At 47.5% G+C, this 21,410-nt stretch carries 18 protein-coding genes; 7 read left to right on the top strand and 11 right to left on the bottom strand.

The features are described from left to right. Window positions 1-48: 48 nt before the first annotated feature. Window positions 49-711, bottom strand: coding sequence for a phosphoribosylglycinamide formyltransferase (purN, locus tag QGP82_RS12225; protein ID WP_163661830.1), 663 nt, complete (start codon window positions 709-711; stop codon window positions 49-51). Window positions 712-900: 189 nt separating this feature from the next. On the opposite strand from purN, the gene QGP82_RS12230 reads away from it, so the two are divergent. The 3 genes from QGP82_RS12230 to dprA all read left to right on the top strand — a co-directional run bounded on the left by QGP82_RS12230 (window position 901) and on the right by dprA (window position 4,601). After that, a complete protein-coding gene (locus QGP82_RS12230; protein ID WP_163661832.1) occupies window positions 901-2,583 on the top strand; it encodes an ATP-binding protein in 1,683 nt (560 codons plus the stop codon). Window positions 2,584-2,629: 46 nt separating this feature from the next. Then, complete coding sequence (locus tag QGP82_RS12235) at window positions 2,630-3,292, top strand: DUF2301 domain-containing membrane protein (protein ID WP_163696652.1); 663 nt, start codon at window positions 2,630-2,632, stop codon at window positions 3,290-3,292. Between the two features lie 112 nt (window positions 3,293-3,404). Then, complete coding sequence (dprA, locus tag QGP82_RS12240; RefSeq protein ID WP_499059351.1) at window positions 3,405-4,601, top strand: DNA-processing protein DprA; 1,197 nt, start codon at window positions 3,405-3,407, stop codon at window positions 4,599-4,601. A 31-nt stretch (window positions 4,602-4,632) separates the two neighbouring features. Here the strand turns inward: dprA and QGP82_RS12245 are convergent, their stop codons facing one another. Beyond that, entirely contained in the window at window positions 4,633-5,247 is a 615-nt protein-coding gene (locus QGP82_RS12245) for an FHA domain-containing protein (protein ID WP_163661838.1), read from the bottom strand. Window positions 5,248-5,873: 626 nt separating this feature from the next. Between QGP82_RS12245 and QGP82_RS12250 the strand changes: the two genes are divergently transcribed. After that, on the top strand, window positions 5,874-7,283 hold the full coding sequence (locus QGP82_RS12250; protein WP_163696656.1) for a 1-acyl-sn-glycerol-3-phosphate acyltransferase: 1,410 nt from the start codon (window positions 5,874-5,876) through the stop codon (window positions 7,281-7,283). Between the two features lie 36 nt (window positions 7,284-7,319). On the opposite strand, the gene QGP82_RS12255 is transcribed toward QGP82_RS12250, so the two are convergent. Both QGP82_RS12255 and QGP82_RS12260 read right to left on the bottom strand, forming a co-directional pair. Then, on the bottom strand, window positions 7,320-9,506 hold the full coding sequence (locus tag QGP82_RS12255; protein WP_499059353.1) for an AAA family ATPase: 2,187 nt from the start codon (window positions 9,504-9,506) through the stop codon (window positions 7,320-7,322). A 234-nt stretch (window positions 9,507-9,740) separates the two neighbouring features. Continuing rightward, window positions 9,741-10,232 (bottom strand): photosystem I reaction center subunit XI, encoded by a 492-nt coding sequence (locus QGP82_RS12260; protein ID WP_163661855.1) that lies wholly within the window; start codon window positions 10,230-10,232, stop codon window positions 9,741-9,743. A 464-nt stretch (window positions 10,233-10,696) separates the two neighbouring features. Between QGP82_RS12260 and QGP82_RS12265 the strand changes: the two genes are divergently transcribed. The 3 genes from QGP82_RS12265 to QGP82_RS12275 all read left to right on the top strand — a co-directional run bounded on the left by QGP82_RS12265 (window position 10,697) and on the right by QGP82_RS12275 (window position 17,040). After that, window positions 10,697-14,596, top strand: a complete 3,900-nt coding sequence (locus QGP82_RS12265) for a hypothetical protein (RefSeq protein WP_499059356.1) — start codon at window positions 10,697-10,699, stop codon at window positions 14,594-14,596. A gap of 84 nt (window positions 14,597-14,680) precedes the next feature. Next, window positions 14,681-15,514 carry an FHA domain-containing protein gene (locus tag QGP82_RS12270; protein ID WP_499059358.1) on the top strand — a complete coding sequence of 278 codons (834 nt, stop codon included), beginning with the start codon at window positions 14,681-14,683 and terminating at the stop codon, window positions 15,512-15,514. 590 nt (window positions 15,515-16,104) lie between these two features. Continuing rightward, window positions 16,105-17,040, top strand: a complete 936-nt coding sequence (locus tag QGP82_RS12275; protein ID WP_499059360.1) for a ribonuclease Z — start codon at window positions 16,105-16,107, stop codon at window positions 17,038-17,040. 22 nt (window positions 17,041-17,062) lie between these two features. Here QGP82_RS12275 and QGP82_RS12280 read toward each other — a convergent pair whose 3' ends face one another. The 7 genes from QGP82_RS12280 to QGP82_RS12310 all read right to left on the bottom strand — a co-directional run bounded on the left by QGP82_RS12280 (window position 17,063) and on the right by QGP82_RS12310 (window position 21,379). Next, window positions 17,063-17,551 carry a hypothetical protein gene (locus tag QGP82_RS12280; protein ID WP_499059362.1) on the bottom strand — a complete coding sequence of 163 codons (489 nt, stop codon included), beginning with the start codon at window positions 17,549-17,551 and terminating at the stop codon, window positions 17,063-17,065. Between the two features lie 153 nt (window positions 17,552-17,704). Continuing rightward, entirely contained in the window at window positions 17,705-18,250 is a 546-nt protein-coding gene (gene cobU, locus QGP82_RS12285) for a bifunctional adenosylcobinamide kinase/adenosylcobinamide-phosphate guanylyltransferase (protein ID WP_163661864.1), read from the bottom strand. Beyond that, window positions 18,250-18,387: a hypothetical protein gene (locus QGP82_RS12290; RefSeq protein ID WP_163661866.1), complete on the bottom strand. Its 138-nt coding sequence runs from the start codon at window positions 18,385-18,387 to the stop codon at window positions 18,250-18,252. The genes cobU and QGP82_RS12290 overlap by 1 nt, the downstream gene beginning before the upstream one ends. Window positions 18,388-18,503: 116 nt before the next feature. Then, window positions 18,504-19,130, bottom strand: a complete 627-nt coding sequence (locus QGP82_RS12295) for a DedA family protein (RefSeq protein ID WP_163671556.1) — start codon at window positions 19,128-19,130, stop codon at window positions 18,504-18,506. 242 nt (window positions 19,131-19,372) lie between these two features. Next, the gene (locus QGP82_RS12300; RefSeq protein WP_163661868.1) at window positions 19,373-19,930 is read right to left on the bottom strand and encodes an Npun_F5560 family protein; all 558 of its coding nucleotides are present in this window, start codon (window positions 19,928-19,930) and stop codon (window positions 19,373-19,375) included. Window positions 19,931-20,359: 429 nt separating this feature from the next. Continuing rightward, window positions 20,360-20,704: a 30S ribosomal protein S6 gene (gene rpsF, locus QGP82_RS12305; RefSeq protein WP_163661870.1), complete on the bottom strand. Its 345-nt coding sequence runs from the start codon at window positions 20,702-20,704 to the stop codon at window positions 20,360-20,362. A gap of 156 nt (window positions 20,705-20,860) precedes the next feature. Beyond that, window positions 20,861-21,379 carry a Tic20 family protein gene (locus QGP82_RS12310; RefSeq protein WP_163661872.1) on the bottom strand — a complete coding sequence of 173 codons (519 nt, stop codon included), beginning with the start codon at window positions 21,377-21,379 and terminating at the stop codon, window positions 20,861-20,863. Window positions 21,380-21,410 lie beyond the last annotated feature (31 nt).

A 21,410-nucleotide genomic window follows, 5' to 3' on the forward strand; every position in this document is an offset into this window, starting at 1 on the left:
GATTAAAGAGCCACTTAAACAACTGGTTGTCGCACTGCTCAACCTCACTCAACTAGTTTTTGTGAAATGAGCATGGGCTGCTAAGGCTATGGCAGCTGGATAAATCCGATGCTCTTGTACCTGAATACGAGATTGGAGACTTGCTTCAGTGTCACCAGCCAGCACGGGCACAGCTGCTTGCATAATTATGGGACCGCTGTCGACTGCTAGCTCTACATAATGTACTGTACAGCCCGCCAGCTGAACCCCTGCATCTAAGGCCTGCTGTACCGCATGGAGACCCGGAAAACTGGGCAATAAACTGGGATGAATATTGAGCAAACGTCCACTAAAAGCATCAATTAGGTGTTGCGTTACCCGCCGCATCCAGCCTGCCATAATCACCCAGCCGACATCATGTTGGACAAGGGTATCGACAATGGCCTGATCCAGCACTTCGCGAGACGCAAACTCACGATGATTTAGAAGAACCGTAGGGATCGACCATTTAGCCGCTCGCTCCAGAACGTTCGCACCGGGGTTGTTACAAACGACAACATTAACCTTGGCATTGAGCCGTGAGTCCTCAATGGCGTCCATAATGGCCTCAAAATTGCTGCCGTTACCAGATGCTAAAATCCCCAGCTTGAGAGTGGGGTAGCTGAGCGTTTGCCAATCAATGTTAGGACTTAACAAACCAGTGATGGAATAGTCAGTGGGAACAGAACCCATAGCATCAAACAAGAAACAAACTCTAGAATTCTACAGGGGCATAGGCAACGTTCATTTCATTCGCCATAACCTACGTATAATCACTGATTTAACGGAAAAGGGCTGACTTAGCGATACACCGTTAGCTCTTTTCTGAAAAATCGGGGCATAGTTAGGGAACACATCACGTTCACTCATTGCATTGGTGAAATGAGTTTATCTGTCGCTTCAAATGTTGATACCCCAAATTTGCTCGGCGTAGTAACCAGCGCCTTAAATGCTGTTGCCGCACCTATCTACGTCAAAAGCCAAGATCATCGATGGTTGTTTGCAAATACGGCCTGTTGCCAGTTGCTGAATGTATCCCTAGAGAGCATTAAAGGTTGCCTGGACCATGACGTGACAGCAGTAGTTGATGCAGATTTGTTGCGATCGCAAGACGCCAGCTTCTTCACCACAGGCACAGTTGCTGAGCAAACGATTTACCTGAATACCTGCCATGGCAAGCACCAGTTTTCAGGGGAGCGTGCCCTCTTACAAACCCCAAATGGTCTAGTCCTTATAAATACCCTCCAAGACATCAGTGAGTTGGTTCAGCTTCGCCACCTTAACACTGACTTACAGCAACAACTCGAAGAACGTGACAGCGCTCTAGATCAACTAACAGAATTTGAGGCCACCTTAAAACGGATTACTGACCGGGTACGGGACAGCCTGGACGAGAAACAAATTTTACAAACAGCCGTACAAGAAATCACGGAAGCCCTCAACGTTAGAGGTTCCAATACCTCTCTGTATGATCTAGAGCAGGGCACCTCCACCATTTATTACGAGTACACCACCCTGCCATCCGACCGGGGGCGCGTCTCCCAAATGGAAGCCTTTCCGGAGGTTTATCATCAGCTGCTCGAAGGCCAATACTTTCAGTTTTGCTCCATTGCCCCTAACCCAGTACGGGGCCTGGTGTCGATGTTAGCCTGCTCAATTTTTGATGACCGGGGTGTCCTCGGCGATCTATGGCTGATTAACGATAAAGAACACGGCTTTAGCGAATATGAAATTCGCCTCGTGCAACAGGTGGCTAACCAATGTGCCATTGCCATTCGCCAGGCACGGCTTTATCAAGAATCCCAATCCCAGGTACGTGAACTAGAGCAAGTCAATAACCTCAAGGATGACTTTCTCAGCACCGTTTCCCACGAGCTGCGCACACCCGTCACCAGTATGCGTGTGGCTCTACAGCTGCTCGGAGTCACCCTCACCCAAGAACTAGGGTTGGAGCATGAACTGACCAACCCCGATGCAAAGCAAGGTCGCATTGCCCGCTACTATCGCATTCTCAAAGAAGAGTGTGAACGGGAAATTAGTTTGATCAACGATTTACTAGACCTACAGCGTTTGGACGTGGGCAACCACGATTTAGCACTACAAACGATCCAAATCAACGAATGGCTCCCTGCTTTGGTCAGTAGTTTTCAAGAACGTGCTGCCAGTCGTCAGCAACAGCTGCAAGTGACCATTGCGGAGAATATTCCCCTATTGAAGTCAGACTTGTCGAGCCTCGATCGCATTTGGGCCGAACTTCTAAACAACGCGTGCAAATATACCCCTCCCGGGGGTGAAATCACACTTTCCGTAGTGCAGATGAAGGACGACATCTTAAAACTTGCCCTCGTAAATACAGGGGTGGAAATTCCCCAGGATGCACTGCCACGTATTTTTGACAAGTTTTATCGGGTGCCTAGCGCCGACCCCTGGAAACAGGGAGGAACCGGATTGGGCCTAGCATTAGTCCAAAAGCTGGTGGAACACATTAACGGAGTTATTACAGTTAGGAGTGAAGATGATCAGACGTGTTTTACGATTGAGTTACCGCTCTCCTTCACACCTTGATGAGAGATAGCACTCACATGGATTAAATCCATATCAGGAGGTAGTTATGGTAACTGCACCGTCAGACACGAGTCTAGAAACCTATGAGGGTCAATTTGGCCCGTTTGTCATCACTGCGGACGATCGACGCGAGGTCGTGATTTACCGCTGTGGTTTAGCCATAGCCGCTTTCAGTTTTGCCTTGGGGGTTATGTTGCTGCGCCTAGGCAATGGTAGCACCGGGCTACTTTGGACTATTTCTGGATGTTACTTAACCATGTGGTTAGGTCTGGGCATTAGTCTTTGGTTCATTCATATTTATCTAAAACCGCTACATCAGGCATTACAGGGGTTGTGGTTAGCAGGAGGCCTAGCCAGCCTGGGCATTGCCATAGGTGTACCGGGACCATTAGCCCTGACAGCGTATGAACAGCCTTTGTCGATTTTGGGCATAGGGTTTACCTTTGCAGCCATGACCGGCATCTTTATCAAAGAAGCCTTTTGTTTTAATCGACTTGAAACAAAATTTCTGGTGCCCCTAGTTCCTAGCTTGCTGTTGACCCACATGGCACAGGCTATGCCCAGTCATATAGGTCAGGGGTTACTGATCGCTTGGGCAGTGTTGTTTGTCATCTTTGCCCTACGTAAACTAATGCAGCCAATCCCACCTGACATTGGCGACAAAAGTGTCTTTGAGCACCTCAAACAGAAGCGTCAGGCAAACATCTAGGGGCATTGCCCATACAGGTAAGGGCGTTCCATGGAACGCCTCTATGATTTTGCTCCTATATTAGGGTTATTCATGGGCATCCTAGAACCGTTGAAACAACGGGGATGCTAGGTTGGAACGAGCATATTGGCTGGCTTGGTCACGGGTTAAGGATGTCGGGCCAGTGTTGATAAAGCGGCTGCATGAGCAGTTTGGGTCACTGGAATTAGCCTGGCAGGCTGACCCAGTTGACCTGCTTGCTGTGGCAGGCATTGGTTTGATCACAGCGGATCGGATTAGGGAGATGCGATCGCATCTCAACCCCCAAGAACTATTAGACAAGCACGAATCACAATACCCCGACTTTTGGACACCAGCTGACTCTGACTATCCCAGTCTACTGTGGGAAATTCCAGACCCACCTCCCGTGCTTTACTATCGCGGTCCTCTCAGGCCTAATGCTTGCACAAATCCTATCACCATAAGCATTGTCGGAACTCGCCACCCTAGTCCCTACGGACGTCGTTGGACCCAACGCTTAAGTCGTCGCTTGAGTCAACGGCAAATCACCATTGTTTCTGGCATGGCCACTGGCATTGACACCCATGCCCATCAAAGCTGTCTAAATAACGACGGCCAAACCATAGCCGTACTTGGCACTGGTGTAGATGTCATCTATCCCCGTAGCAACGCTCAAATTTACCAACGCATCTTAGAAACCGGCTTGATCGTGAGCGAATACCCCAACGGAACGCCGCCTGATCGTAGTCACTTTCCACGACGCAACCGCATCATTGCTGGCCTTAGTCATGCCACCTTGGTTACCGAAGCCCCAGAACGCTCAGGTGCACTGATTACAGCTTATTTAGCCAATGACTATGGTCGTCATGTCTACGCATTACCTGACGGTCTAGATAATCCCACCTGTCGAGGTTGCTTAGTCCTCATCAATACTGGAGCAGCCATCATCATGGGTGAAGACCAGCTGATCAAAGATCTGCTCAATATTGGCGTTCCCAATTCAGATATGGCTCATAAAAATATGACCCATCAAAACGACCGTAACAACCAGGGTGGCAATGAAAACAGGCATTTTATAAACACTCAGCCAGATACATCAGCACCTGAACCGGCAAAGTCTGCACCGGAGGTAACACTGGATAAAAACCTACAGCATATTTTGCAGATGATTCCTGAGGAACCGGTCAGCCTGGATAACCTAGTAGAAACCACCCAGCTAGACACAAGTGCCCTGCTGGGTGGCTTACTACAGTTAGAACTCGCTGGTGTTATCGTCCAATTACCTGGTGGCCAATATCAGCGCACATAGTCATGGCTACACCTTTTAGTTTTGCCCCATATCAGTTTCCTGGATATGTTTCCATACCGGTGTAGGTTACCTCAAACCCTGTGTAGGTGATTTCGTGGCCATCTAGCGGATCTTCTATGCAATCAAAATTATCGACAAAGAATTCTACCACCAGGTCTCCCAACTCAATCATGTCGCCGTCCCTAAGGGCCTGACGTTTTTGAGGAACAAGACGACGACAATTTAAACGGGTCCCTGATTGACTACCAACATCAGCAATGAAAAAACCAGACTCAGGGGTATGGCGAATCACTGCATGACATGGAGCAACAGTTGCATTGCCGACTGGCAATGCGCAGGTTACGGATTTTCCTAATAGCCAACATGCACCCACATGGGTGAGATTTAAAGTTTCAGAACTGCCCGTATTAGAGACTAAAAATACAGAAGAATTAGCGATGATCGCCTGAACGTAAAAAGGTGTATTTTGACAGCGTTCTTTAACTGTCAAGATAGAGTCGGCAATTACATTAGCCGTTTCAAAATCATTTTTAACATTATTAAACAGCGCATCCCAAGGAAGTGATAAAACATTTTTGCTGATAAGATCACCAGCTGTTTCTTTAACTGCCTGGTTATCGGATAGGAAAGCTCTAAGCGTGGACATGGACAATGACTAAACAACTTAACAGCAAGAGGCTATAAGTGCGGTCGATTGTCACCCTAATTCAGTAGATTCACATATGAATTTCCCAAAGAATTGAGAAATCATTAATGAGGTAGAAAAATAGATTTTAAAGTCAGCTAATGAAAAATTGCTGCTCACCTGTAGCAATACCCTCATTGTCTAAGATTGAGAAAATCTCTAAAAAAATCTAGCTACAACGGTGGTGGGACATACATAAAGTCCTAAATATACTTAAGTATAGTTTTAGAACTTTCTCTACAGGTGCTCAGCAATTCTATGTATAGGATATGAACCTATCAAAGGTATTGCCTTCTTTATATCTTTTGTTTATTAAAGCCTGTGCTTTCAAAATAAGTAATTTGGCGGATACCGTTTTATGGAAGCTTTAAAAGCCACAAGTAAATATTAAAATCCCCCAAGATTGGTATATGCAGTCCTGAATCCGTAAAGCTGTACTCATAGGGGTTTCAGCGTCTTGAAAGTAGACAGTGTAGAAACCATCACATCCCCTTAATATCGTCATGACACAGCTTAAATTAACTGTACCTATTAAGTAATTATTAAGCAGCTTTATTTTCCCTGCTATTTTCTGGAGAGTTCCTGCTGTGATCAGTGCCATCATCCGTGCTCAACCCCCCCTAGATTTTATTCCCGAACGCTTTAATCCATGGGTGCGACGTTTTGTGCGAGTAGCCTTGCCAGGCTGGATGCGTTGGCAAACTGATCTCGTAAACATCAAGGTCAATAATGCCGGGGTTCTCGCCAAGCACTACGCAGAATTTCAGGCAGGGCATAGCAGATTGATTCTGGCTTTCCGGCATCCTGCTCCTGAAGATGCCTATGGCATGGCACATTTGCTGTGGAAAGCAGTGCCACAATCGGCTGTCCAAATGGGAAAAAAACTGCAGCCTGTGCACAGCCACTTTATCTATGACCGGGGCATTCCCCTATGGGCAGGGAAGTGGGTTGGCTGGCTATGTTCTCACTTGGGGGGGGTGTCCATTCAACGCGGTAAGTTAGATTTAGTCGCCCTAAAAGCCGCACGGAAGCTTTTGGTAAATGGGAAATTTCCCTTAGCAGCCGCTCCAGAAGGGGGCAATAATGGCCATAACGAAATTGTCAGCCCTCTAGAACCGGGGGTACCCCAACTGGCTTTTTGGTGTGTGGAGGATCTGGCAAAATCCCAGCGGTCTGAACCGGTTTATATCGTGCCATTGGGAATCCAGTATCGATACATCAATCCGCCGTGGGATGCTATTGACGAGCTGTTAAGCCAATTAGAACTTTACAGTGGCTTATCGAGTACTGATGAAAAATTTGTCCCACCTGTGGAACTACCCACAGCTCAAATTACCAATCTCTATGGCCGTCTCTACCGCTTAGCTGAACATTTACTCAGCTTGATGGAGAGCTACTATTACCAAATCTATGGCCTAGAACAACTCGATACTCCAGAAGCTAAAGATGCCAATGCACAGCTGGCTTTACGGTTAGAACACTTGCTCAATGGTGCATTAGCAGTAGCAGAAAAGTATTTTAATTTGCGGCCCAAAGGCTCTGTGATTGATCGTTGTCGCCGTTTGGAACAAGCTGGCTGGGAACGTATTTTTCGCGAAGACTTACGTAATGAAGCGGCGTTGTCTTCAGTGGAACGAGGACTAGCCGATCGGATTGCGGAAGAGGCGGACTTACGTATGTGGCATATGCGTCTTGTGGAAAGTTTTGTGGCAGTAACAGGCCGCTATGTCTTAGAAAAACCCACAGCCGATCGCTTTGCCGAAACTGTTTTATTGATGACTGATATGGTCACTCGACTCCAGGGGAAAACACCCTTTCCGAGGCCTTCTTTAGGTAAGCGAGAAGCTCAGGTAATAGTTGGAGAACCCATTTGTGTCAGTGAGCGCTGGGATGATTACAAACAAAGCCGACGTAAGGCAGTGTCAGCATTGACCAAGGATCTCCAAACAGCTCTTGAAAGCTTAATTGTGGATTCGTTTGAAGACCAGAATCGTTGATGAGATTTTGAGATCACAGTCAGGGAGCAAACATCACTATAGTTGACTCTTTTTTGTAGCTTTGATTAGGGCAATATTGATCTGCCAAGAAATCGAAGACTGAGATTGCAGCTGTCTTGTAAATGCCTGTCTCACGATCTCCAAGTTTTGTTCGCTCAAAGCCTTAGCTAAATGGGTCATATAATGGGACTCAGTATTAAACCATCGAGCTTTTATTTGAGAGGTAATGGGTAACTCAGTTTGGAGTTCTATTAGCTCAACAGTCGGCATCAGCGGCGTGTTCTCAAACCATGTAGTCACCGCATCTATATCCCAATATTTCTGACAATCACTAGTGTAGAGATCGTCTTCAGCCTGTTGTAGCCTTTGGAATAATTTAGGCGATATGCTCTGATGAGTCAGTAGGGAATACAGCCGTAACGTGCGGAAGGGAATCGTTTCAGCCAGCACCATATACCCGTTAGGAGCAAGGTAATCAGCCAATTGATTGAGCACTTGCTGTTGGTTGGGCAAGGATTTCAAGGCATTACGCCCCACAATGCCATCAAACAAAATACCTGATGCTTGAGTCGCTAGGGTTTTAGCTAATGTATGCAGCGGTGTCGATAGAAATGTAGGTCGAGCTAACGCTGTCAGTGCCTCAGCTTGTTCGCTCAGAGCAGCATAGGTTTCAGGAGTAGAGGTACAGGCATACACTCCACCTTCGGGCACCTGGCGTAGAGCCTCCCAGGTTAAAAGGCCGGCATTGAGGTCCAGCAAAACGTGGTGGCGTTGAGGCTTTAGTGTGGAGTAGATGCGATCGCACACCGCCCTCAACTGCTCCCCTGCATTGCCCAAAGTCCTTTGCAACCATTGCTCTTGCCCCTGATCCGTCGGCCCAAATGTCAGCACTTCGGGCAAATCCGCCTCCATCACCGCTGCTAGCTGAGCCTCTCGTTTACGGGCAACCTCTAGACGAATAGTATCTTCATAACCCTGATTCGACGGTTGGAAAAACACTTTGCCCTGGAGACCTGTGGGTAAATATTGCTGCTCCACCCAATGATCGCGATACGCATGGGGATACAGATATCCCTGACCATGACCAAATTCTTTCTTATCCCGATTTGCATCTCGCAAGGGATTGGGCACATCGGCTTCCCGTTCCTTTTCCACCGTGGCTAAGGCATCAAAAAAGCCCATGACACTGTTGGACTTGGGACAGGTAGCTAGATAAAGCGCCGCTTGAGCCAGCGGATAGCGCCCTTCTGGCATACCCACTCGGTCAAACGCCTGGGCACAGCTATTGGCCACCACCATTGCATTAGGATCTGCCAGACCTATATCTTCTCCAGCAAAAATCACCATACGACGAAAAATGTAGCGGGGATCTTCACCGGCATAAACCATGCGGGCCAACCAATAGAGGGTGGCATCGGGGTCAGAGCCGCGCATGCTTTTGATAAAGGCACTAATGGTATCGAAGTGCGCATCCCCCTCTTTGTCATAGAGGACGGCTCGTCGCTGAATTGATTCTTCGGCAACAGCTAAAGAGATGCTTACCTCAGGCGTAGTTTCGACCGCTAGTTCTAGGGCATTGAGCAGGGCACGGGCATCGCCATTGGCGACATTAACCAGGTGATCTAAGGCATCTTCGTCGATTTGGATGGTGCGATCTCCATAGCCCCGTTCTTTATCAGTCAGCGTTTGGTGAACAATCTGCCGTAAATCATCGGGTTCCAGAGACTTTAGCTGAAACACCCGCGACCGACTGACTAAAGCTTTATTCACCTCAAAGTAGGGGTTCTCAGTAGTCGCCCCAATTAGAATAACGGTGCCGTTTTCTACCCAGGGTAAGAGGGCATCTTGTTGGGATTTGTTGAATCGGTGAACTTCGTCGACAAAGAGGATGGTGCGCTGACCGTGCTGGCCGCGAAGGTCTTGGGCAGTTGAGATCGCACTCCGAATATCTTTCACCCCAGCCAACACGGCATTAATGGCAATAAAGTGGGCTTTGGTGGTGTTGGCAATCACCTGAGCCAGGGTCGTCTTGCCTGTCCCCGGTGGCCCATAAAACAACAACGACGATAGCTGATCCGCCTGGATAGCCCGACGCAGCAGACGACCTGGCCCCACAATGGCACCCTGCCCCACGTATTCATCCAAATTACGAGGACGCATCCGGGCAGCCAATGGTGCTTCCGCTTCGATTAGTGTCTGGCGATGTTGCTCAAAGAGATCCATGGAAATGGAGAATTTTGAGTGTTGAGTCTTGTAGAGCTTTGCTCTTCTCAGCTAGCTGAGTATTTTAAATTGACTGTTTATGCTTTAAACATTGAGATTCAAATAATTTGGCTCCAAGAAAGCCGTTGCTCTAGAAAGCAAAAGCGCCCCCATAACATGGAAGCGCTTTCAACGTTATCTAATCTAGTTCAGCAAGCTTCAGAATCTGATATCTTACTCAACTCAAAACTAAAGTTATGAGGACCAGATACCACCAGCAATTTCCTGCAAAGGTAGCAGGTGAGGAGTTTGGCAAAGTAGATAAGCGAAGAATGCACCGCTGCAACCGCCTACTAAGAAGCCGCTAGCAAAGTTGCTCCAGCCTTCGCGATTAGAAAACGCCTCAGGAGGATTAGGAGTAGTCAATGTACCCTCGGGACCATCGGGGCTAGTAGCGCTGTAAATAGAAATAGCTACAGTCAAAATAAAGACGAAGCTAATTGCTGCAATCACACCAGCCACAGCGCTGTAGTCACTGGCACGTAGTGGGCCAAGAACAGCAAAGGGACCGTAGAACCAGTAGCCGTGAGCAACGCCCACTTCTAAGCCGCGGCTAAACGGAGACAAACCTGCGCGGTAGGCAGGCAAATTATTAATGTAAGTACGTGCAACCGCAGAGGAGTTAATCGGAGTCGCAACGTCACCCACTTCGGGAGCTCCAGTTGCGCTTGCAAAACTAGTTGCCATAAGAACGTCTTCCTATGTAATGGACAGTCGTAAGACGGGAAATTCGAATTTATAACGCCAGCCAAATCGCCAAGGATAACAATCCTTCACAGCCACCATTTTTAGAGAGGCAGCCACAACGACATGACCCACTAGCCCCTTTAACAGGAACTAGCTGCATCTGAGCCCAATACTCTCATAGAAGCTAACCAAACATGGTGAATGCAACAGTTTTGTTAAGTACAAACAAGCAGAACGTTAACTTACTTAACAATCGACAGCTTCGGCAGGGGGTAACACGCCATAGCTAATGGGTCTGAAGAACCCGTCTTTAGTCAACTTCGGCTCACTTCGATGCAATGCGTCTAAGTACATAGGTTTGGTCACACACCACCTACACTTCGTAACACTCATGGGCGTTGATAAATGAACTAGCCACAATCAATATGTGTAGCGCTATTAGCATCTAACCTGTGGAGCGTGGTATGTGGCTGAAAATTCCGATTGATTTAGAAAATGAAGCGGCTAATGTCCATCTTTTGCAGGAATTAGATCGCTGGATAGAGTTGGGATTGTTATCGGAAGCACAGGTCATCAGTCTTGGCCGCAAGTTATGCAGTCCTTTACCCATTGCCCATAAAGCACCTACGGCAGTGCAGCAGAAATCTGTCGAGGTCAATACTGAGGTAAGGAGATCAGAGACAGCCCCTCCTGAAACTCTGACTGAGGTCCCGACGGCTACAGGTCAGCCATTCTTTTCACGCTTCAAGTCCCATCTAGTGCAGTCATTTTTGGCAGAGGTCAGCGTGCTATGGCTGCTGTTTTTGGGCGTATTTTTGGTGGTGGTATCGTCTGGGGTGTTGGTAGCCAGCCAATGGCAATCCTTTTCCATCGTTGGCCAATACAGCATTTTGTTGGTGTATACCCTGGCCTTTGGGGGGGCAAGTCACTGGGCAGCAGGTCAGGCCAAACTACAGACGACGGCCCAAATGCTAAAGGCGACAACGCTGCTCTTGATTCCCCTAAATATGTGGATGATAGACACCTCAGGGTTAATCAATACGACAGCAGGGCTGGCCATTGTAGCGAGTATTGGCTTGAGTATATTAACCCTGGTGTTAGCCCCACAAAGAATGATCGGGTTAACCGTATTGGGCCTAAGTTGGTTGCATTGGGGATGGGGATTCGCGACCTGGCCTCTGATCGCCACCTATGTGGGCACCTTGAGCAGTGCAATCAGCCTGGTCTGGGGCATGCCAAAGATAACGGCTGAGGAGACGGGTGAAGATCGTGAGGCGGAATCTCAACCTCAAGGAATTTTAGTTGCGATCGCACTCCTCATTCTTCTAGTACGCAGCGTATGGATTGCCCAAATACCCATAGCCCAGTTGGGCCTGGCCATGGGCCTCTGCGGCTGGGTACTGCGCAGGCTTTATCAACGATATCCCCTGTGGCCCCAGTTAGGAGCCGGATTAATGCTACTGGGCTGGCTTGTTTCTGTCATGCCATATCCACTACAGGCCCTGGGTATCAGTGGACTCGCCATCTGGCTATTACTAGAACAGCTGGGACAACACACCCAAGAACGAGACCAGCTACGTACCCTATCGAGACTTTGGTTAGTGGGATTACAAGCCTGTGGTTTGGTTTGGTTAACCTTGCCTGGTCCCCTGCGGCAGACAATACTTTTGGCAGTTGGCAGCCTTAGCCAGGACCCCGTCAGCACGATCGAGTTTTCAGGCCTATGGCTTTATGGCTATGTTGGCCTGATGGTGGTGGGAGCCAAGAGATTTCGGCAAAAAGAACACACTGCTTGGGCTCAACTGACTGAAAACCTAGCCATGGGACTCAGCCCACTATTAGTCCTGTTAATAGTCCCCCAAGCTCAATCATTTTTGTTGATGATGAGTTTGCTCGGGCAAACACTCACGTTAGGTGCCATTACTCGCCTGCGACGCCATGCAACCAATTGGTTGATTTATTGCACACACATTTCAGCACTGGCAACCGTGATCAGTGGTCTCTATGTGATTAGCGGTTGGTTTGGCTATTGGAACCGGTGGCAGGGCGCTTTAGTTTTCTTAAGCCTGATGACGGTGGAATGGATCGCCAGTGTTGCTAGCCACCGTTATCCCCAATGGCGACAGTCATCGTGGTATTTGGGCATAGGTCTAAGCATCATTGCCTATAGTCTTTTGCTAGATAACTGGGGCAGCTGGATTAACTTGAGCTGGTTAGTTGTGCCGGGGCTATTAACGTGGTTGGCATACCGACGCCAGCTCGTAGCCCAACCACAGCTGGTCACCACAGCGCTGACGGTCCTTGCTTTAGGCAGCCAGATATTACTCATTAGCTCCTGGCCCATGGCAACGGTTGCCTTGTTCACCGGGGCTGGACTGCTGTATCTCCATAGTCAGCGCTGGCCTACACAGACATTTCTACCAGTCATAACCATCGGCTTTGCCCTGGGGGGCGGGCACGCAGCTGCCATCTGGTTGTGGCTGATGCCAAAAGTATGGCCCGAGAATGTTGCCTCGCTATTTTTAGTGATCGCTCTGTTTTCTGGAGGCCTTAGCATTTTGGCTCGACAGCTCAAGCACCAGGCCCAACCTTTGCTACGGGTCTATGGCAACGCCAGTTATGGCTGGAGTCGAGCATTAGCAGTTGCCTTAAGTTTTGACCTCACACTGATCATGGTGCTGAGCTACAGCCTAAATTATCCATTTGCTGAGGCCCAAGCAATATCACCGGATGTCGCCACATTGCTGCAATATGGTGCAGCAGCCATGGTCCTCATATTGGCCAGGTTTTTCACTGAGCGGCGGCTGAGCAATCTAGACTACTGGGAAGTCTCCCATGGAGTGGGTCTCCTCGTAGCCATGGGTCTAACCCTATGGCATCAGGAGATGAAGCCCCAGATGCTGGCTACAGCCATGATGGCATTAGGGCTAGGCACCCAGATGCTGGGGAGTATCTATGTCGCGAAACATCAGCGTAATTACCCATCGAGCTGGCACTACATTCCACTGGCTTACGGTGCTTTAGGGCTAGTCCTTAGCCATCTGAACTTCACAGCAATAACAGGCGTCTATTCATTCGTTGTTGGCATTGTGGTTCTCGCCATTGGCAGACGGCAGACAGATCTACGACCTTTAGGTTATGGCGGTCTTGGGCTGCTTTCTTTAGGCACCTATGAGCTAGTTGTCTATCAAATGCTACAGGCCAGTGGTGGAGAACCAGGAGATGGGTTGACGCTGTTGGCTTTAGTGGGTAGTGCGATCGCACCCCTATACCTCCTAGGCGATCGCTGGATTCAGCGCTACAGCAAGTTAACAACATCTGAAATTGCAACAGGCTCCTTACTCCATTGGCTGTTGTCCGTCATGCTAGCAGCTCTGGCCATGATCAACGGGCACAGTCAGTTAGGCGTCTGGCTTTGGTTGAGTACCTCCTGCTTTCTGACTCTCTACGCGTTGTTAAGAGGTAATTCTCGTTGGTTTCCGGCCTATGCCACTAATGCCAAAAGTGGGCACATTGTTCAGCTCAATGGCAATCATCACAGCTACAGACAATGGACCTGGAGCGGTCTGGTGATTGCCACTATCGCTGTCTCCTATGGCGTAGACCATCTCCTATCACACCTGACTTTATTGCGCGGCTGGGGTGCTTTATTCGCCTGTCTTTTCAGCTTGATAGCCTATCGCCTCCCCTGGCAGCGCTGGGGGTGGCCGATGCGCCCATGGCAGCGGATAGCCCTTGTTTGGCCGGTTTTAGCTACGCTCCTAAGCATAACGACCATCACAACCCAAAGCCTGCTGCTGATAGGAGCCTTTTATGCAGCGATGGCTAAACAACTGCGGGCTGTACGCCTCAGCTATTTAAGTCTGGGGCTACTGAACTGGGCCTTACTCCGCTATCTTTTCGACCAAGCATGGCTCACCCCCCTTTGGCTAGGCACCATGATTGGAGTATCAACGCTGTACATTCTAGAAATCGACCCCCGTTGGCAACTGGTTTCCGCTCGCGAAGAACGCCATCGCCTACGGAGTTTGGCCACATTATTAATAGGACTAACCGCGATTTTTCAAGCTGAAACCACGTCAGCTCTCTTTATTAGCCTGAGTCTATTGATTAGTTTTGGCTTTATCGGCCTGGGCTTATTCACTCGAGTACGCGCCTATCTATATGTGGGCACCCTCACCTTTAGTCTGCAAATATTGCGTGCGATCGCACTGTTTATTAGCACAGACGGTCGTATGCTTTGGGCCATCGGCATCCTACTTGGCATCGCCCTAATCTGGGTAGCCGCTACGTTTGAAGCCCGTCGAGCGCAAATTAGTGAACTGCTCAATAAGTGGGCTGATATGTTGCAAACCTGGGAATAAGCAAAGCATAGGCCACCCACATAGCAACGCCTCCATCATTTAACGCTACCCTAGCATTCATAATGAACTTCGCAGAGTAAACCAATGGCCGCAAATTTGGAGAAAATGCTGCAGTTTATCGATGAATACCAACAGCAGCGGCCCAAGGCGACTTCACTGCAAATAGTGCGGTCTTTACGGGCCTATACCCGAGCATCCTATGCCAATACATTTTGGGAGATGGTCGCAGGTAGCAACCCAGACTTTGTTAAAGGCGAGCTGGATGACCAATCCGTTGAGATCATGGGTCAAAGCATTGATTTTGCCCATTTTATGGCAGCCTTATCAGATCAGACCTGGGGAGGAAATCTCACATCTACCCTCAGCGACGGATTTCTTTGGATCACGTCGAAAGTAATGACCGGCCATGGTTACGACAGCCGCGAATACACGGCAGCCATTGGGGATACGGCACAACCCATCGAGGTCTACCTCGATAAATATGGCCTCACCACCTATCAACCAGAAACCTTAAGTGAACTGTTGGGGAAATTTGCTTCTGAACAGGACTATGCATCTGACTTAGTTGCCTTCGCTGTTGGGCGACTGCTGTATGAAAACCCTAGCCTCTCGGTTAAAGCTGCCATCTTAGAGGCCAATTGGCTCAACTACTCTGGCACAGTCAAACGTTACCTAGTGGACATGTTTGGAGCCAAAATTTCGGCCAATGGGGTTATTGTCAACGGCGAACAAATACGCACACGTATTTACGAACGGATTCGCGCCTATCTACTGATCAAACGCGATGTCATCAAAGGCAGCATCTTCCATCGCACTTATCGGCAGCGTATTCGTCCTGCTTTGATTAACCACGCTACCGACTACTTCATCAAATATCTACAGCAGGCCTTAGTTCAAAGCCCCCAACCTGAGAGTTGACGGTTCAACAGGAGTTTTTTATCGAAAGTCAAACTAAGAATAGTTCATAATAATTCGTCAAAAGAAAAATCGGCTCTAGAGCAGAACCGATTCAAAAAGTCTTTTGACTTTGCGTTTATCTCTCATTTGGAGGTGGCTGAAAATGCGTTGTGCACTAACTAATCAATCTCCGTACGACATTGTAACAATCAGTACAATTTTTTCTGTGATGAATCTTTACTAAATTGCAATAAGTTTGTGTAGGCGTTACTCGGTAAAACTACCCAAAGATTGACAGCAAATGAGTCCATCCATCAAATCAAGTTAGTGCAAGAACCAAAAAAGTCATGAAATCCTGACATATGAGCCCTAAAAACTCTGCTTATGGCATCTCAGTCAGCTGACAAATCCTAAACTCAATGGCTGAACTATTTATCAAACCCATGGATAAAGATAGGAAATTACCTGGGTAATTAAAGCTAGCAATCCCATGTGTCTCAACACAGTAGCCACTTCCACGGTAAGGACTTCCGCAAACCCAACCCTTGTCAAGGATAATGAGGAAAGTTTGCTAGCTCATATCTTCTTGTCCCACTCCTTCATATATTCCTTTGCAAATTACGTTTCTTGGTACTAGTTCTGGTGTCCCCACTAGGGCACGCAATGTGTCAAGCGTTGCGCTACGCCTACCTCAGCGCGCTGAAGTATGGCTGCTTGATTGTGGAGAAGGAACCCAACACCAGTTTCTTAAGAGTGATCTAAAGTCCAGCCAAATTCGGCGCATTTTCGTCACCCATATGCATGGGGACCACATTTTTGGTCTGATGGGACTGCTGGCTAGCTGTGGTTTAGCCGGTAATGTATCGCGCATTGATATCTATGGCCCGCCTAAGTTAAACGAGTATTTGCAAGCCTGTCGCCGCTACTCGCAAACTCATTTTTCTTATCCCATCAAAGTGCATACGGTGGAACCGGGTAAGGTATTGGATGATGGGGAATTTGCGGTTTACTGCCAACGTTTAGAGCATCGAGTACCTGCTTTTGGCTATCGGATCGTAGAAAAAGATCGAACCGGTCATTTTGATGTGAAGCGCGCAGCTGCCTTAGGCATCCCCCCTGGCCCCATTTATGGCCGTCTCAAACGCGGTGAGGCGGTTACCTTGGCAGACGGTCGAATGATTAACGGCTCTGACCTATGCGGTGAGACCATTCAGGGTAGAAAGATAGTGTACTGTACCGATACAATTTTTTGCGATCGCGCCATCGAATTATCAGAGCACGCTAATGTACTCATCCACGAATCCACTTTTGCCCATCAAGATGCTGAACTCGCCTACCAGCGTCTTCATTCCACATCCACTATGGCAGCCCAAGTAGCCCTAGCTGCCCAAGTACAGCAGTTGATTCTCACCCACTTTAGTCCCCGCTACGCCCCAGGCAACACAATTCAGCTCAAAGATTTACTCTTAGAAGCCAAGGCAATTTTTCCGAATACGCTTATGGCCCACGACTTCTATGTCCATGATGTGGAGCGGGCAACAGCTTAATCAGACAGACAACTTTAGAAAACTAATTTGCGCTGTGCTGGTTGTTGATGGCAGCTTTTTGAGCATTCACATTACGTTTTAGCTGATGCTCACCACGGGGGTATTCGTCTAACCGTGTTTTGAGCCTGCCAAAATGCTCATTATTGTTGATCGGCATATGGGGAGCCGGTAACTCATTATTGGGCCAAGTATCAATATCACCGCAGGGGCAGAGTTGAGCAACAGGCATCACAGTCTGCATAGCTGTCGGGATACTACAGCGGGCACAGTCAGTGATTTCCCATGCGGGTGACAACAACTGCTCAATGGTTTCTTGGGAGCCATCTAGATAACAATCCCGTCCACCCACGGACATAATCGCTTGCCAACAATCTTGAAAAGCACGGCTAAACTGATTGCCTTCTAATACAGGACTAGGACGATGAGTAATCTGCCGGTTGTTGATATGAACAGGCTTGCCAAGCTGAAACCAATAGGCCAGATAGATTTTTACTTCGTTAGGAGACGCCATAGACCACCTCGCACTGTGAAATAACCTTTTGCTACAGCACGGTGACTGTCACAGCTTCATCCTAACGCCTGATTTTTATAAGTCTTGAGACATTAATCTATTTTCAAGGTCTGTGATGTGTCCACATAATTGGGTTCTCCCAAGGTTTTTACCTCAGTGTTTATGTGGTAGCGGTGTGCCTATACGTTTGAGATCAAGGGCATACCCCCCTGTCACTAGATAAAACTCGGTTGCGATCGCACCAATCCGACGCACCAAATATCCCAAACGATCACGAAATATACGGCCCAAGGGATAGGCAGGCACAATCCCCCAACCTGTTTCTTCCGCGACTAAAATCACATCACAAACAGCCAGGTCCAAAGCTGTTAACAATTCATTGACAGACATTTGCCAGCAGCTATCATCTTCATCCAGACAATTAGCTAACCAAGTCCCTAGAGAGTCAACTAACAAACAACTATTAGCCTCAGCAGTTTGGATAGCATTCGCCAAATTTTTCGGAGTTTCTAACGTCTGCCAGCTCTCAGGACGACGAACTCGGTGTTGCTCAATACGCTGTTGCCACTCAACATCATCGACTGACACGGTCGATGTAGCCACATAGATAACGTGCTTATGGGTTTGTTCAGCCCAATGCTCAGCCCATTCACTTTTACCAGAGCGGGCAGGCCCCGTCACCAAAATCAATTGAGGCATTAAATCCAGTCATGGTTATAAGTTTGAGGATTCTCGCTATTAGCTGTGTCATAGCCTTCAAACAGCCAAGCGAGAAAAGAAATGAGTAACCCAACCGCTGGCCCTGCCCCAAAAATAATAACTTCGACGCCGCTCATGGCTAAACCTCATCTGTTGCCTGTGCCAATTATTTCACTGGTACACTCAAGCAACATCAGCGCATGCACCTAAAACGGAAGTCTAGAAACTATAGTTAGCTAGGTAAGTTAGCGGATCAGTCAGGGGCTGGCGTATGTTGACGGCGTTCTAACCACCATAAAACCGTAATCCAAATAGTCACCAGAACCAGGGCTGCCACTGTAAATTGAGTGACCCAACCCACCAAGGTAGCCAATGGAATCAAACGGCCTACAAAAAAGGCCAAGCTCACCATCGCTGTTCCCCACAGGCTAGCTCCCAACAAATTACACAACAAAAATTTCCAGTAAGGCATCCGAGCGATACCTGCTAAAGGCCCTGCGAAAATACGCAACAACGCTACAAATCGGCCAAAAATCACAGCTTTGTCAGCATTTTGACTAAACTGCTCACGAATTTTAGCGAGGGCAGCTTCATCAATACGAAAGAAAGTGCCCAACTTTAAAAGCAATGGCCAACCACCGTAAAACCCAATCCAATACCCCATGCTGTCACCAATAACGGCACCTGCGATCGCGCTCGATAAAACCCAACGATAGACTAACTCTTCACTCCCCGCTAAAAATCCACCTACCAATGTGACTGTTTCCCCCGGCAAAGGTAGTCCCATATTTTCGAGCATAATGCCAAAAAAAATGGCCCAATAGCCATAGTCCTGAGCCAATGTTTGGATCGTTTCAAGGGAAAAGAAGTCAAACGTCAATGGGACAGTGTGCATAGATACAAGTTTATCTTTCGTTTATTTTATTCATTTTTCTTACAAGTGTGAGGGCTGACGTGATGCAAACCACTGAATTTCATCTAGACAGCCTCTAGCGAAACTATTTCTATACAAATGAATACCCAAAAAGATCCTAAGTAATACCCATAACACTGGCTAAAAATAAAAAACCCTCCCAGTCGGGAAGGCTAATGACTAAGTTAAAGTATTGATTACGGAAACCCTTAAGCCTCGGAAAAACTGGCCATAGGTGTAGCCCCTAACATCGACTGAGGGAATGTAGGTAAATCCAGACAGTGCTGAGTACGGCGAGTTCTCACAGCCAACCGATAGCTAACATTTTGCAACTCAGCATTCAGTTGACGGTTTTCTTGCTGAATACGAGCAACTCGATTTTTTACCTCCAGCATACGCTCAGCAAACTTTTGCTTATAGATTTTCGGTAATTCCTGAACGACCTGCTCAAGCATACGAGTACGGTCAGTGAGCTCTTGAACAGTCTGCCGCATTTGATGATTCTCTTCATCTCGACTCTCGATTTGTTCTTGATAAAACGCTACCTGAGTTTCTACACCTTGCAGCTGTTCTCGTAGAGCCCTGACCTCAGCCTGATGACGCTCAGAAACATCCGTCGATGGCAGAAAGTCTTGATTCCCCTTTACCAGGCGAAACAATTCTTGGGATAGCTGTTGGACTAGCTGATCCCGCATTTGCAATTCTTCTTGCAAGCGAGCAATTTCTACCTGGGAATCAGACGCTTTCAACTTAGTCAATTGGGGCACGAGATCACTCCTAACAGTAGTAACGATAACTTTTCAAACTGTCGTCAATTGATTCAGAGTATTGACCAGCACAATGACAAATTTCCTCACAGATTAGTTTTGAGAAAACTGGCAGTCATACCGAAATCATTTGAGCGTAAGTGTAACAGCAAACATTGCACAAGCTGGCAGCCAAACATTTCAACGTTAGTTAAAGTAAAGCCCACCAATACACCCTAAATAACAGAACAAAAAATGTTTACTAACTTCAAAAGCATTGAAGCCAACACCTAAGTGCCCACAAATTTAGCATCAATTTCGCAAAATGCAAGGTTTTTATTCTATAGGTTTGTAATTTCCTGCAAACTAAGAGGCCGCAGCCTTTTGTCATAGCTGCGACCACTTAAAGAAATTAGCTTTTAGAATAAGGCCACCGAACCAATTACTGACTTAGGAACCTAGAGGTGCAGCCTGAGGAGGAACTTCATCAGCTTCAGCTTCTTGGGGCTCATCAACCACCAACGTTAAGTAGCGAATGATATCCTCACTCAAACGCATATCGCGCTCCATAGGGGCAATAGTATCCCCAGGAGTTTGGTAGTTCATTTGAATATAGATCCCTTCACGGTAACGATTGATTTCATAAGCTAGGCGTCGCTTACCTCGGTGTTGGGTTTCTAATACCTCACCACCCTTATCCTTAATCATGCCCTGGTATTTACCAATGGTATTATCCACGGCCTCATCACTAATGTCAGGCCGAAGAATATACATGGTTTCGTAAAAATGGCTCATACTGCTCCTTATGGACTAAATGGCTTGACAAAAAAGCATGTCAAGCAAGGGTCTTCCATATTAGCAGCAAGGCATCACCATTTAAAAAATTTAAAATCGCCAGATAAAACCGTCAGAGGAGTCTTGAGCTGCCAGCATTCGGTCTAAACCAAAGTCTTAAAAGCGGCCAAGTTGTATATGCACAGCTTCCGAAATGGTAGGAATTTCAGGATAACGTCCCATCACACACTGAGCGATGGAGTAGATAACAGCTGCAAGACCACCAAATAGCAAGACATTATAGAGCGTGTCACTAATTAAACCTAAACCTGGCAAGTTGATCAGGCTCAGGATAACGCTTCCGATGGTAATCATAAAACCAATCAGAATTGACAATAAAGTGTTGAATCGAATGAAGTGACTGATATTGGGATTGCGCACCACAAAGAAAAATAGTGCAAAGAAGACAACAATCGAACCAAAACCAAACGGCACCAGACTATAGAGAAACTCAACTGGTACGACAAGAGCAATAAGGATAGTAGCAACAGGCTCCAGCACTGGGAAATTGCTAATCAAGTTAACAAAGGCCCCCCAAGGAGTTGGGCCAACTCGAAGAGCGTCTAATAAAGCGATTAGATAAGGCAAAGAACCTAATATCTTGTCAGAAATTTCAGTGGTGCTACGCCAAGTCATATAATGCTCAAGTGATTTTTGCAAACCTCGC

It is taken from the genome of Leptothoe sp. LEGE 181152 (genome assembly GCF_032906605.1).
Taxonomy (GTDB): Bacteria; Cyanobacteriota; Cyanobacteriia; order Phormidesmidales; family Phormidesmidaceae; genus Leptothoe; species Leptothoe turfae.